This is a genomic window from Paenibacillus foliorum (genome assembly GCF_013141765.1).
Lineage (GTDB): Bacteria > Bacillota > Bacilli > Paenibacillales > NBRC-103111 > Paenibacillus_S > Paenibacillus_S foliorum.
The window spans coordinates 225,565-240,495 of sequence record NZ_WHOD01000067.1 but is presented as its reverse complement, the minus strand read 5'-3'; the positions used below and the strand labels follow the sequence as shown (position 1 = coordinate 240,495).

At 45.5% G+C, this 14,931-nt stretch carries 10 protein-coding genes; 2 read left to right on the top strand and 8 right to left on the bottom strand.

Annotation, left to right across the window (positions count from 1 at the left end; translation table 11 throughout):
* Positions 1-765: 765 nt before the first annotated feature.
* The 8 genes from ligA to GC093_RS18495 all read right to left on the bottom strand — a co-directional run bounded on the left by ligA (position 766) and on the right by GC093_RS18495 (position 11,950).
* Entirely contained in the window at positions 766-2,784 is a 2,019-nt protein-coding gene (gene ligA / locus GC093_RS18530; RefSeq protein ID WP_171653371.1) for an NAD-dependent DNA ligase LigA, read from the bottom strand.
* A gap of 90 nt (positions 2,785-2,874) precedes the next feature.
* On the bottom strand, positions 2,875-5,220 hold the full coding sequence (pcrA, locus tag GC093_RS18525) for a DNA helicase PcrA (protein WP_171653370.1): 2,346 nt from the start codon (positions 5,218-5,220) through the stop codon (positions 2,875-2,877).
* Between the two features lie 91 nt (positions 5,221-5,311).
* The gene (pcrB, locus tag GC093_RS18520; protein ID WP_246314732.1) at positions 5,312-6,004 is read right to left on the bottom strand and encodes a heptaprenylglyceryl phosphate synthase; all 693 of its coding nucleotides are present in this window, start codon (positions 6,002-6,004) and stop codon (positions 5,312-5,314) included.
* A gap of 351 nt (positions 6,005-6,355) precedes the next feature.
* Entirely contained in the window at positions 6,356-8,365 is a 2,010-nt protein-coding gene (locus tag GC093_RS18515; protein ID WP_171653369.1) for a chemotaxis protein CheA, read from the bottom strand.
* Positions 8,366-8,381: 16 nt separating this feature from the next.
* Positions 8,382-8,810 carry a chemotaxis protein CheW gene (locus tag GC093_RS18510; RefSeq protein WP_171653368.1) on the bottom strand — a complete coding sequence of 143 codons (429 nt, stop codon included), beginning with the start codon at positions 8,808-8,810 and terminating at the stop codon, positions 8,382-8,384.
* Positions 8,811-8,828: 18 nt separating this feature from the next.
* Positions 8,829-10,415 (bottom strand): methyl-accepting chemotaxis protein, encoded by a 1,587-nt coding sequence (locus GC093_RS18505; protein ID WP_171653367.1) that lies wholly within the window; start codon positions 10,413-10,415, stop codon positions 8,829-8,831.
* 359 nt (positions 10,416-10,774) lie between these two features.
* Entirely contained in the window at positions 10,775-11,695 is a 921-nt protein-coding gene (locus GC093_RS18500) for a spore coat protein (protein WP_171653366.1), read from the bottom strand.
* A 21-nt stretch (positions 11,696-11,716) separates the two neighbouring features.
* The gene (locus GC093_RS18495; RefSeq protein WP_171653365.1) at positions 11,717-11,950 is read right to left on the bottom strand and encodes a hypothetical protein; all 234 of its coding nucleotides are present in this window, start codon (positions 11,948-11,950) and stop codon (positions 11,717-11,719) included.
* A 317-nt stretch (positions 11,951-12,267) separates the two neighbouring features.
* On the opposite strand from GC093_RS18495, the gene GC093_RS18490 reads away from it, so the two are divergent.
* Both GC093_RS18490 and GC093_RS18485 read left to right on the top strand, forming a co-directional pair.
* Entirely contained in the window at positions 12,268-13,776 is a 1,509-nt protein-coding gene (locus GC093_RS18490; RefSeq protein ID WP_171653364.1) for an extracellular solute-binding protein, read from the top strand.
* A gap of 82 nt (positions 13,777-13,858) precedes the next feature.
* Positions 13,859-14,776, top strand: coding sequence for a pectinesterase family protein (locus tag GC093_RS18485; RefSeq protein ID WP_171653363.1), 918 nt, complete (start codon positions 13,859-13,861; stop codon positions 14,774-14,776).
* Positions 14,777-14,931 lie beyond the last annotated feature (155 nt).

The following is a 14,931-nucleotide window of genomic DNA, read 5'->3' as shown; positions in this document are numbered from 1 at the left end:
CCGTTTAACGCAAGCTTGTCTTAAGCTCAAAAGTAATGCTAGCAATTCTTGTAATTCATTATGGCATTCAACCATCATTTGTTCAGTTTTCAAAGAGCTTTCAGTGCTGTTTGGATGTCACTGTTTTTGTCGTGACAAGAATTTATCTTACCAGAAACGACTGTACATTGCAACATCTTTTTTATTTCCATATTCATGCTGTTTCTTTATAATTCATCACCGGCTCAGCGGCGACAAGTGGTAATGTACCATAGATGCGATACTAAATGCAACTATTTTTTTCAATTATTTATGAATGAGCATGAAATAGCTCTTATCACGTCGCCAAACCCTTTTAGATCCTTGATGAATGCGACCTCTAGCCAAATACTTTAACAGACTGCTATCCACCACAATATTATTCATTTTCTTGCCTGAGATTATAAGCTCAACATGTTATTCTTAAATCCTTACTCCCTAGAAGTTAACCACCACATTAAACACGCAGCTCTATCCCATTATTGAAATTACGGTAGTGTTTAGGGATGTCAACAACAGCAGTATTCCCTTTTGTATTTGATTGCGACTTTGACTTACTTACTCAGGATTACTACCCAGCCCTTAAAAAGAATGTACATTAGGATATCAATTTATGCAAAGCTGTTTGAGAGGAGCAGCATTTTCCGAGAAATCGAACGAACCTTTGCAATAAATTGCTCGGAGAGTCCACACATGTCGCTTAACCCATCGTCCGTCATATAAGAAAGTATAAAAAAAGAGAGGCTTTTAAGCCTCTCCCAGTAGCTGCAACAGCTCCTGTTCATTATCAATTATACGAATGCCCAGCTCCTGAGCTTTAGTCAATTTACTTCCCGCACTTTCTCCTGCGATAACAATGTCTGTTTTTTTCGACACGCTTCCAGTGATTTTGGCACCCATAGCTTCCAGCTTTTTGCCCGCTTCATCACGACTCATTACGGTTAACGTCCCTGTTAGAACAATGGTTTTGCCAAAGAACGGATTGTCTGTGTTTACAATAACCGGGGCTTCTTCACTTGTGGGATTAACTCCAGCTTGAATAAGCCGCTCTATACTTTGCTGCATAACAGGATCACGGAAGAAGCTTACGATACTCTCAGCAACAATGCCGCCGATATCATTCAACGTGATAAGCTCCTCCGGGGTAGCTTCCATAAGCCTATTCAAGCTGCGGTAGTGATCAGCCAGCACCTTGGTGGTTGTCTTCCCCGTATTCGGGATGCCTAGTGCAAATAAAAATGAAGCCAGATCACATTGCTTGCTCTTCTCAAATGCAGCCAGCAGCTTGGTTGCTTTCTTCTCGCCAAACCGCTCCAGTTTGATTAAGTCATCAAATTGCAGCTGATATAAGTCCGCAGGGTCCCGTACGCTTAGCTCTTGATACAACTGTTCGGCCGTCATAATGCTGAAAGTGTCGATATCCATAGCGTCACGCGAGGCGAAATGCGTGATTCTCCCAATCAGCTGAGGTCGGCACTCCAGTCTGTTTAAACAGAACAAATGCGCCCCCTTCAGCTCAAGCAAAGAGCCGCACGAAGGACATTGCTCAGGAAATACAATCTCTTGGCCATCCGGCTCCTCCGTCACTTTTCCAAGAAGCTCGGGAATAACGTCATTAGAGCGCCGAATATAGACTTGACTGCCTAGTGCATGTCTCAAGCCTTTGCGTTCAATGTCGCCGATATTGTTTAGAGTACAGTTCTGTACGGTGACCCCAGCTATATCGACCGGTTCTACCTTGGCGACAGGCGTTATTTTGCCGGTGCGGCCTACCTCCCACGAAACGGATAGTAAGGTCGTTGCCACTTCCTCCGCCTCAAACTTAAAAGCGACCGCCCAGCGAGGGAATTTATCCGTATACCCAAGCACCTCGCGCGTACGCATATCATTGACCTTCACTACCAGCCCATCTATCAGAAAATCAAACGTGTGGCGCAGGGAAGCTGTTTTCTCCAGTTCCTGCACTACCGCTTCAATCGAATCGTAGTAATGAATGAACGGACTAACCCTAAATCGATTGCTGCGCAAAAACTCGACCATTTCCTGATGATCTTTAAAAGCAAGACCATCCGTATAGCCCACATTGTAAAAATAAGCGTTAAGCTTCCTTGTCGCCGTCACCTTAGGGTTCAGGTTACGCAGCGCGCCGGCCGCCGCATTGCGGGCATTTTTCAAAAGATCTGTCGCCGTCTTATTGTATGCTTCCAGCACGGACAAGTTCATAATGCCTTCGCCCTGAATTTCAACAATGCCCTCACGATAAGGTATGTCCATCGGAATAGAACGAATGGTCTTAACTTGGGCTAATATACCTTCCCCTACCGTCCCATTACCGCGTGTAGCGGCTTGTACCAAAACCCCTTGGTCATAAGTAAGGTTTAAGGTAAGGCCGTCGAATTTAAGTTCAATGACAAAGGATGGCGCAGGCAGCTGCTCCTCCGGATGCTGGTTATTGTACTCGTTAACCAGCTTCTGGACACGGTTATGCCAGAGCATGATTTCCTCATGGTTCTGCGCTTTATCCAAGCTCCACAGACGTGCCCTGTGTTTATGCTCATCAAAGCCTTTCAACAGCTGATCCCCGACTCGCTGTGTGGGGGAGTTAGGGAAAATCATGCCTGTCTCCCGCTCCAGCGCCACAAGCTTGTCGTACAGCTTATCCCAATCAGCATCATCGATGCTCGGTTGGTCTAATGTATAGTAAGAATAGTTATGATGGTTGATTTCTTCGATGAGGGCTTTCATAGCCTCAATGGCATCCTGCATAAAGAAAACCGTCCTCTCCTAATAGAAGCATTGGCGAATAAACATTACACAAAAGCATTACGATGCTATATTGGGCTCACAGCAAAGCTGCTAGCCCTGTTTCGTAATCGGCGCGAACTTGGCGAGCAGCCGCTTCACTCCCACAGGCGCAGGAAACGCGATCTGCAGCTCGGTGTCGTCGCCGGAGCCTTTCATGGCGACTACGGTACCGATGCCCCACTTGCCATGGGCGACTTTATCGCCCATTTTGAAATCGGGCAGCGACCCGGCGGCAGCGCCGCCAGCACTTGCCGCAGCCGGCCGGACTACGCTGGTTGGAGCTTCGCTTCCGGGCACGGAGGACCGGAAGCTGACGGTTCTGCCGCCGGAGGCGGGAGCCGCCGGGGCCTTGGCGCCGCCGAAGCTGCCCGTGGAGCCGTAGCGGCTCTCACGGCTCGGTGAGGCGCCGCCCGAGCGGCCGCCAATGGTGCGGCCAGGCGAAGCCAGCTCCAGCAGCTCCTCAGGGATTTCCGTAAGGAATCGCGAGGGGGCGTTCATGTTGGTACGCCCGAACAAGGTGCGCATTCTGGCGCAGGTGAGATACAGCTCCTGCTCCGCACGCGTAATGCCTACATAAGCAAGTCTGCGCTCTTCCTCAAGCTCCTCGTTGTCATTCGATGCACGGCTGTGAGGGAATACTCCTTCCTCCATACCTATAATAAAGACAACAGGAAACTCTAGACCCTTGGCACTGTGCATAGTCATCAATACGACAGCATTACTGCTGTCCGCCTTATCCTCCTCGGTTTTGTTCAAGGAATCGATGTCAGCAATCAACGCCAAATCGGTAAGGAAAGAGATCAGCGTTTTGTCCTCGTTGCGCTTCTCAAAATCCATCGTAACGGACAAAAACTCATCGATATTTTCCAGCCGCGCGGTTGATTCAATCGTTTTTTCACGTTGAAATTCGAGGCGGTATTGGGTAAGCTCGAGCATTTTTTCCGTTAATTCCGTTACAGATAAATAGTCGACCATGCGGTGCAGGTTGTCGATCATTTCGCGGAAATCAGCCAGAGCATGCTTCGTCTTTGCCCCAATCTCCATACCGTCCACTTCCTCAAGGACCGTAAATAAAGAAACGCCTCTGCGAGCTGCGGCTTCCGCTAATCGATCAACCGTCGTATCGCCTATCCCCCGTTTCGGCACATTTACAACCCGCGCGAAGCTGATGTCATCATTGGGATTGGAAATAAGCCGCAGATAAGCGAGAATATCCTTAATTTCTTTACGATCATAGAACTTGACTCCGCCCACGATTTGGTAGGGAATATCCGATTTGATCAGTATTTCCTCTATAATACGTGACTGAGCATTGGTCCGGTAAAGAATGGCATGATCCTCATATCTTTTGCCACTAGCTATATGTTTATTAATCTCGCTTGTAATAAAATACCCTTCCTCATGCTCGGAATCCGCTTGGTACATGCGTATTTTGCTGCCGTCTCCCTTGCTGGTCCACAAATTTTTCGCTTTGCGGCCCGTATTGTTAGCAATCACTTTGTTTGCTGCAGTCAAAATTGTGGAGGTAGAACGATAATTTTGTTCCAATAAAATAGTCGTCGCCTTCGGATAATCCTGCTCGAAATTGAGGATGTTGCTAATATCGGCCCCGCGCCAACGGTAAATCGACTGGTCACTGTCTCCAACAACACATATGCGCTTGTGCTTATCCGCCAGCATTAAACAAAGCATATATTGAGCGCGGTTCGTATCCTGGTATTCATCAACGTGGATGTACTGGAACTTATTTTGGTAAAATTCCAGCACCTCGGGCTCTTCTTTAAATAACTGTATCGTCGTCATAATCAAGTCATCAAAATCCAGTGAGTTATTATGCCTTAGCTTTTTCTGATACAGCTTGTACACCTTTGCTACGAGGCCGTCGAAGTAATCCCCGATCGTACTTTCAACCATCTCCGGAGTTTTCAGTTCATTCTTGTAGCCGCCCATTGCTGCTTGAACTGCTTTGGGCTCGAACTTCTTGGTATCGATGTTGAGCTCCTTCATGCAGTTTTTAATTACGGACAATTGATCGCCCGAATCAAGAATGGTGAAATTGTTGGTAAAGCCGATGCGTGAAATATCCTTGCGCAAGATGCGCACACACATGGAGTGGAAAGTAGATACCCAGATATCTCGGCCATTCGGGCCGACCAGCGAACTAACCCGCTCCTGCATTTCGCGCGATGCTTTGTTTGTAAAGGTAATGGCCAATATGCTCCATGGCGCAGCCCTTCTCGTTGCAATCAAATAAGCGATGCGGTGCGTCAGCACCCGGGTCTTGCCGCTGCCTGCTCCTGCCATAATTAAAAGAGGTCCGTCCACGGCCTCGACAGCTTTCTTTTGCTGAGGATTCAAAGAATCTATAGATGCAAATAAATCGATGGTTTCATTCATAATATCTAATCCCTTCGATAACGGTTTCTTATATGAGTTTATTTATTTTTAATAAAATGAAGTAAGTGATACTACTAACAAATAAATGATTTTAAATGGTTTTAACTGCCTCAACTGTTGCCAGAGCCTGTTCAAATTGCTCGTAAACCACATTTCCGACCACAACGGTATGTGCCGCTTTGGCTGCTTCGCGCGCTTTGTCAGGACCGTCAATTCCGCCTCCGTAAAAAAGCCGTGAATGATGCAGCAAATCTCGGGCGCGTGATACGATATTCATATCTCCGAACACTCCGCTATATTCCAGATACACAATGGAACAATGAAACAACCGATCGGCCATTCTCACATAGGCTTCAACGTCTTTTGTATCCAACTGAGTATCGGCTTCTGTAATTAATGCGGCAGTCGATTCCCCGTTCAGCATAATATAGCCTTCTGTCATGACTTGCTGCCAATCCAGAATAGCTCCATATTCACGAAGCGCTTGATGATGATGCCCAACGATCCATTGCGGATCCCGTGCATTTAATACAATGGGTATAAAAAATAAATCATACCCCGGCACAATAGCGTCTTGATTGGAGACCTCCAGTACACAAGGCACTTCATATCTACGAATTCTCGCAAGCAAATCAACCGTATTATCATAGGTAACACCCGAGGACCCGCCAACCAGAATGGCATCTGTTCCTGATAAGCAGAGACGGTCCAACTGATCGTCCGAAAGCTCACGGTCAGGGTCCAGCTTAAAAACATGCTTCCATTGCTTCATATCCAATAACAAAAGGCCGTGCCTCCCAGCAATACTTAGTCACTTTATTAATGAAGCGACGTATCATTTTTGTTCCCTAAAAATTAGTCTAAGCTACCCCTGAATCTGTGTCAAATTTGTTTTGATGGGAACACCCCTTCGCATTATACACTCTCTATCGCCAATGGGGAACCACGGAAAAATGTGCTAGTCCATATCGTTATATGAAAGACAAATACCTTTGCATCTCTAAGGTTAGATAGATACGATATAATCGAACTAATGACAAAAAAGGTTCTTACTCTTGAATATTCGCAAGAGTAAGAACCCACTTGTATAAATCAGCTAGAATGCGGACGCTGCGCGGCTATCGAAGCAAGCCTATCATACAACGACTCTAGCTTTGTTCTTCTTTAACTTCTGGATTAAATAGGAAATTTCTAGGATTAGGGCAACTCGACCATTCCCAAGTATTGTAGCTCCAGCTATAAAAGGAATTTTCCCTAAAAACGTTCCTAACGTTTTGATAACAATTTCTTGATTGCCGAGCAGCTCGTCAACTGCCAATGCGAGCTTCTTTTCTGCCGAGCCCACTACGACAATAGGGATGAATTTACCTTGAATCTTCCCTTTAGTATATTGTAGTGCATCGCACAACCAAACAAGAGGGATTACCTGATCGCGTATCACAATAACGCTCTCCCCTTGTACTGTTTGAATCTCTTCCATAGGGACACGAACTATCTCAATTACGTTATTCATTGGAATTACGAAATCACGATCGCAGACCTTTACCATCAGACCTGTGATAATTGCCAATGTTAACGGGATGCGAACCGTAAAGCAAGTACCCAGATCGGGAGTAGACTGAATGTCTATTAAGCCATTAAGTCTCTCAATCTGATTACGGACAATATCCATACCTACACCTCGTCCGGACACCTCGCTAACCGATGCAGCCGTTGAAAAGCCCGGCTGGAAGATTAGACATATGGCGCCGTGGTCAGAAAGTCTACCCGCTTCCTCCTCTGAGATAATCCCCTTGCGCAATGCAGAAGCTTTAATCCGCTCCGGAATAATCCCCGCTCCATCATCTTCTACGGTAATAACAACCTGATTATCCTCATGATACGAGTTTAGGCGGACACGGCCTCTGGCTCTCTTCCCTTTGCCAACACGCACCTCTGCAGGTTCAATACCGTGATCAACCGCATTGCGTATTAAATGAATCAAGGGATCCCCTATTTCTTCAATAAGTGTCCGGTCCAGCTCCGTTTCCATACCTTCTAACACTAACTCGATTTCTTTGTCCAGCTTCTGAGAAAGGTCCCTGACCATTCTAGGGAAACGGTTAAACAAATGCTCAATAGGCAGCATACGTGCTTTCATGACGCTTTCTTGCAGCTCTTCCACGATGCTGGACATATGATCGGTTATGTCGCTTAGCCTCTCTACAAATGGTTCATTCGCAAACCGATGGGACACCGACTGTTTCAGCTGGGAGAGCGAGGTCTGATCAATAAGAAGCTCTCCCACCAGATTCATAAGATGCTCCAACCGCTCAACACTGACGCGAATAGTTTGAGGTCCCTGTTTACTTTTTTCTTCTACTACAGTTTCTTTAGGACCAGGCAATGGAGTGCCTTCCTGTTTACTTAACTGCGACTTGTAGGGCTCCACATTAGCAAACCTCACATCCGTAAGGAGTGACGCCTGATTCTGCACGTCCCTGATATCCAGAGAGGTGCTTACTAAAAATACGGATTCAGAATAGGCCTCATCCGCTGTTACATCCTCTTGATTAAACCAAACTGACGGCTCGGATAAAATAATAGCACCGTATTGGTTTGTTATTTCTTGAGCAATTAAGTGAAACCGCGCGGCTTTCATGGGGCAGTCGTCCGTCAAACTTAGCTGAATTCTTAACAGGTGCAGCCCAGACTCCACCGCTTCCTCCAGCCTGAGCGACTGCTCTAAAGTGAGCCCCGGTAAATTCTTCAATTGAGGGAGTGCTTCTGCACCCTTGGCGAAATTCCGCAGGTCATATAACAATTTGGAAATATCCGAATAGTTATGTCCACGCATATATTCGTCACGCAGTGCTTTCAACACATCCAAAGCACCAAATAGCAAATTAACAAGTCGGTAATCAACCTCAAGCTTATTTCCCCGCACCATATCCAGTAAATGCTCCACCTCATGAGTTAAAGACTTCATCTCGTCAAAACCCATAGCAGCTGAGGAGCCTTTAATGGTATGGGCGGAACGGAAGATGGATTGGACTATTTCCTCCGATGTGTCCTTTTCCATAGAAAGCAAGTCTTGCTCCATACGTTCAAGCTGATCCACCAGTTCTTCAATAAACGCTTCCCGGTAGGCTGATAGGTCTTCCATTAGAATCCGCCTCCCTTTAGTCGCGCAGCAGCACTTCATCCAGTTTCAAAATCCCGACTAGCTTCTGTTCCCGAAGTCCAATTCCTAAGAAATAGGCTCCGCTTACGCCAGCTACATGTTCGGGTGGAGGCTGAATATCAGGAAACGTGGTTACCTTGTTCACTTGATCCACAATAATTCCCACTGATTCTTCACGATGCTTAACAACCACAATACGAGTAGCCTTCGTAAACGATTGTTCAGGTAATCCAAACAAATTCCGAAAACTGATTATTGGGACAACCTTACCTCTTAAGTTAATGACTCCCTTCACATACGGTTTGCAGTGAGGAATTTCAGTGATGGTCTGCATCTTAATAATCTCATGAATTTCTTCAATTCTGACGGCATAAGCTTCAGCGCCGACAGTCATCTCAATGTATTGGTCCTGTTGTACTGTTGCCATAGGATCACATCCGCATGCTTAAATTTTAAAAATAGTGATGGAGGTATTGAGTTCATCTGCAAGCTGCGCAAGCGACTGACAAGTCGCTGCCGTTTCTTCTGATGCCGCCGCTGATTCCTGACTGGACGAGGATATGGACTCCACAGATTGCATAACCTCCGATGCTTGCGCCGCTTCTTCCTCACAGGCCGCAGCAATCTCATTCACTTTCTGGGAGGAATCATTCACCATTCTAATGATATTCTGAAAGGCTTCCCCAGTTTGGGAAGATTGTGCCACACTGTCCGTAACAGCCATTACGCTTTGCTTCGTATTGGCCTGCATCACTTTGATGATAGCCGAGATTTCCTTGGTCGCTTCACTGCTTCTCTCAGCCAGCTTGCGAACTTCATCGGCTACAACGGCAAACCCTCTTCCTTGATCCCCTGCCCTAGCCGCTTCAATAGCTGCATTCAGTGCAAGTAAATTAGTTTGATCGGCAATATCATCTATGACTTCAATGATGTCGCCAATTTTCAGAGAATCCTCTTCTAAACGGGCCATTGTATGACTTACCGCTTGCATTCCCATAACAGAAGCTTGTACTACTTTATCGCCTTCACTTGCTGTTTTCACCGTTATGTTCGATAATTCAGCTGCTTGCTCAGCACTTTCAGCAACGGAATTGATTGCCACACTCAGTTCTTTAAACAATTCCGTTATGGATTGTGCCGAATGAGCTTGATTAGTGCTGCTGCTTGCGATTTCTTGCGTACTTGCTGAAATTTGCTCGGAGGCTGCTGCCACGCTTTGGGACGACTGTATAACTCCCCCAATAAGATTCCGCAGGCTATTGATCATTTGATTAATAGAAGCAGCTAACTGACCTACTTCGTCCTTCGTATTAATATCCGCCTTCTCTTGCAAATCGCCGTGCGCTACCTTCGCCACTAAGCCTACGATTCGGGATAGAGGCCGCGCAATCGACTGAGCTATTCCATAACCCATCAAAATACTAATTAGAAAAGCCGCAATAACAATACTAATGGTCATCATGCGTGCAGAGGCATAAGCTTCGTCTGATTGCGCATTAGTTTCTTCTGCCAGCTTCACATTAATATCTATCAGCTTCGTTAAACTCTCCCTGACCTTGCTTCCTGCAAGAACTAATTCCGAGCTTTGATACTTTATGTATTCGCTTTTATCCTCTTTGTCAGCCAACTGCATCGCTGTGTCCATACTTTTCAAATAGGCCGTAAATACGGTGTCAAAGGTTTTGAGCTGTTCTTTCTCCGGTTGAGAAAGCGTTGTGCCGCGATAAACATCCATCTGTTCCTGTATTTCTTTTATGTATGTCTGAATATCCTTCTGCTGTTTATCCCTGTCCGCCATTGTTGCTGCCAAGCTAATGTCCCGCGTTGCAACACGAGCATTCTGGTAGCTGTATAACCCGGCCGATAACCTTTGAATCGACGTAAGATTGTTGTCATACATGACTTGGATAAGATTGTTCATCATCTTCAAGTTTGAAATCGCATACATACCGACAATAGCTACAATTATTGCTACAGTTACAAATGCTGAAATTAATTTTACCGACGTCTTCAAGTTCATAAACCACTTCATAGTATCACCCTCTGTAAAATAGTTGTTTAGCCGCATATGATTTCTAAATACACCTTACTCATGAAATCCTCTGATCCGTTTCTATTTTTTGGCGTTGCTCGGACACCATCCTCTACTTCAGATCCACATTTCGACCATATTCGACATTATACTACAAATTTAGATAAATTTTATCATGGACAAACACCGTTTTCAAGTGCTTAAATAGTTATTTATACCTGATTTTTAAATAAAAATTTACAGTTTTTATTCACCTAAAACCTAAAACTAAGGCTGCGAATTCATCTATCCCTCCACAACAAATATACCCCTCTGCAGTTTGCAGAGGGGTATTTGCATTTCTATGGGCAATTTCAATGTTAGATGAAGCTTTTGCCAATGGATTCGGCAGAGCGGTTCTGTGAGGATGCGGATGCCGAAGTACTGTCATTCTCATCGGATCCGCTCCAATTAAAGCTGTTACCACCCCGTTCAGCCGTTGACGAACTATAGTTATCCTGTGCGTTTTTGGAGAAGGAAGTATCCACGCTGCTGCTGTATTTATTTGTGCTATAGTCTTGATTAGCCGCAGCTGACATGGATGCTTGGCCAATCCTGGCCGTTGATGAGCTGCTGAAATCCTGCCCTCCAGTAAAAGAGCCCCTGGTACCCGAATAATCATTAACCTCGCTTTGTGAGCCGGATGATTGATTCAGGCTATAACCCGTATTCGAATTTTGTGTAAAGCCAAGGCTGGTATTTTGGATAGCTTGATTAAAATTCTGACTGTAGCCTGGGGTGCTGCCGATGCTTTGTCCATAGCTATTTCCGTAGCTCTGTCCCTGTCCACCTTGAGAGTACTGCGGATAAGAAGGCGATTGAATCGACTGTTGATAGGGCTGCGAGGTCTGGTATGCCGTATTAGCATATTGCTGCTGCCCTGTTCCCGCCATATTGCTCTGCACTGCCTGTTGAACGAAGGATTGGAGCTGCTCCGCTTTTTGAATTTGCTGTTGAAGCTCTTGCCGAATTTCTTGCTGATCGGCTGCTTTAATCGAACCGTAACCACTCAGCTGGGACAGAACTGCGAATAGCTCCGCCTGATCCTGCATGGTGTGCTGTGCAATTGTTTGGAAGGTTTGGCGAATAGCCGGATGTTCTGCTTCTAAAGCCGCCGTAGTATATTCACGCGCCGTTCGCTTTAATTCACTCAGCACCAGATTACCCCAGTCCTGTTCTTTTAGCTGTGTATTCGAATTGCTTTGCTGGTTATATTGATTTGTAGATGTTTGCTGATACATAGTGCTGCACCTCCTGTGCGATTAATGAGTCAATTGTGATTGCTGCTGCAGAGTTCTAAGCAGTTGATCCGTATGCTGCAGACGGTCTTGAGCAAGTTGGACCAGTACACGCTTTAACTGCGGGGATTGGCTGTCTGCTGCGGATTGTACAGCTAGCTTGGCCAGCAGGTCCTCATTTTTCAAGCAGTCTGTTATGTATGCCAACTCCTTAGAGCTGACCGTGCTTCCTTGTTGTTGCTGTTGTTGTGTAAACATCGATTGGCCTCCTTTCATGTTGTCAAAAGTAGGTTGTCCAGTTTGTGGAAGCCCTATGCATAATTTCCTTTTCCTTCTGAGCGAGCCACGTCCCCTAGCTATCTAATAGTAATAAAGCAAGATAACATGGGTTAAGTTTGGCATGTAACATGTTAAATCAAGCACATTAAGTGTGATAAACCGCGCTGCTAGTGCATGGTCATTAAGAAGTTAAATCCAGTGTCTGGCTTGAAGCCGCAATAAGATGGATAATATGGCGAGTGACTAAGATAAAGAAAAATCATAGTTTAAACTAGAGAAAAAAGGTGGAGAAACTAATGAACAAACAAAAAACTCTGGCATCCTTAAGTGTACTTGCTATGGCCGGCTCGATAGTTGCAGGCTGCGGCGGTGGAAAAGAATCAGCAGGTAGTCCCATTTCAGATACAACTCCATTTCCAGTTTCAATAGCTTTGACGCAAGTAGGAGACATTCCGAATGATGGAAACGAAATCAGCCAAGCCATTGAAAAGTATACAAATACAAAGCTAAACATTCAGTGGATTCCTAACTCCGCCTATGATGATAAGGTTAACGTTATGATCGCATCAAGCGAAATGCCTAAGCTGCTTAAGGTCCAATATGTACCTAATATCATCAGTAACATGCAATCCGATTTGTTCTGGGAGGTTGGTCCTTATCTGAAGGATTACAAAAACCTATCCGCTCAAAACCAACAGTTTTATGACAACATTAAAGTAGATGGAAAAGTATACGGAGTTCCTATTTTCTCCGAAATTGCTCGTGCAGCGATCGTTTATCGTAAAGATTGGCTGGATAACCTGGGATTGAAGGTTCCGAAATCCATTGATGACTGGTACAATGTAGCGAAAGCGATGACGTTGAACGATCCCGATAAAAATGGCAAAAACGATACTTACGGGGTTGTCTTATTTAAAAGGTACAATGAAGGTCAAACTTCTTTGACAACTCGTTTTGCAGTAGGTATGGGTGCACCTAACAAGTGGGAAATTACTAAGGACGGAAATGTCATTCCAGAATTCATGTCTGCAGAGTATACCGACGTTATGAAAATGTACCGCAAGCTTTATGAAGAGAAACTGCTTAACCAAGACTTTGCTGTTCTGGACTCCACTGAAGCGGATAAAATGTTCGATTCCGGCCGTGTAGGCATCAAAATTGCGGTTGCCAATACAGCAAAAAGCCAACAGGATCGTCTAACCAAAGTAGACCCTAAAGCCGTGGTAGATGTAGCTCCTCTTGAAGGACCTAAGGGCATTCGTGTAGCAGGTCAAACAGGCAACTCCGGTATTTATGTAATCCCGAAATCCTCGGTAAAAACAGAAGCAGAAGTGAAACGCGTTCTTAAATTTCTAGATCAGCTTATGGATCCAGAAATGGCTACATTGCTAATGCGCGGAATTGAGAACAAGCACTATGTAAAAACATCAGATAACCGCACTGAATTTACAGACTTCACCGCTTTCCAACGTGAGGTTAAGCCTTACCGTGATAACTTCCCTTATATCGAAGGCTATAACGTTGCACCTCTTAAAGACGTAGCGATCGGGGAAAAAGGAAACAAAGTTACTCAAGAAAATATGAAAAACGCTATTCCTAACCCGGCCTTGACATTCATCTCAGCTACTTACAGCGAACGCGGCAAAGAGCTGGAGCAAATGATTTATGACGCTCAAACCAAGTACATCATGGGTAAACTAGATGACGCTGGGTATCAAGCTGAGATCGAGAAATGGAAAAAATCCGGTGGTCAAAAGCTGATGGACGAGTATAAAGAAGAGAACGCTAAACGGACGAAAAAATAAGAAAAATGTAGGATAAGAAGATAACAAGAGAGGGACACCGGATGACCGGTGTTCCTCTCTATCATTAGAAAGAGGCGAAAATATGCGGCAGTTAACAGTGGCCCTAGACGGCAGCGGCGATTTTATTAGTGTACAGGCAGCTATTGATGCCATTCGTGTGCATTGGCAAGAGGATACCCGTATTCTCATTAAAAATGGGGTCTATCATGAGAAAATCATCATCCCTGATAACAAAACGAGAATATGGCTGGTAGGAGAAAGCCGCGAAGGTACCATTCTCAGCAATAATGAATTCGCACGGATTGTCGGAGCAGATGGAGAAGAGATCGGAACCTTCCTGACACCTGTATTAACGATGGCTGGGGATGATTGCCGATTGGAAAACCTAACCGTCCAAAACACAGCCGGATACGGTCCCGAGATTGGTCAAGCGCTGGCGCTTTACGTTGCCGGTGACCGCATTACCGTTCGTAACGTCTCTCTGTTCGGTAATCAAGATACGCTGTATACGTGCAAAGGCCGGAACTATTTCCACGGCTGCTACATTGAAGGACATGTCGACTTTATCTTCGGAGGAGCTACTGTCGTGTTCGAAGAATGTGAAATTCACAGCCTGCGCGACGGTTACATTACTGCCGCTTCCACCGAGCATTACCAGCCTTACGGCTATGTGTTTCTTAACTGCCGTCTAACCGGAGCTGCAGATAATGGCACTGTATTCCTCGGACGGCCTTGGCGTCCGTTCGCTCACACAGCCTTCATTAATACCTGGATGGGAGCTCATATTCATGCGGAGGGATGGGATCATTGGAATGATCCCAATAATGAAGCAACCGTGCGATATTACGAGTACGGCAGCACAGGTCCCGGAGCTAATCAGCCCGCTCGGGTCGGCTGGTCTAAGCTGCTGACGCAGGAAGAAGCCGAGCAGATGACTCCTGCGCGTATTTTGGCAGGTAGGGATGGATGGAAACCGAGCGGAGAAGAAGCTCCGGAATAATTGACTTGCAATTAAGAAGAGCACCCCAACACTTTAGTTTACAGTTAAGGCATTAAACTCTCTCAAGTAAAAAAACATCCCGGCTCCAGAAGGAGAACGGGATGTTTGGTTTTGCCGAAAATGTTGATCAATATCGGATAACGCGTTACTACACC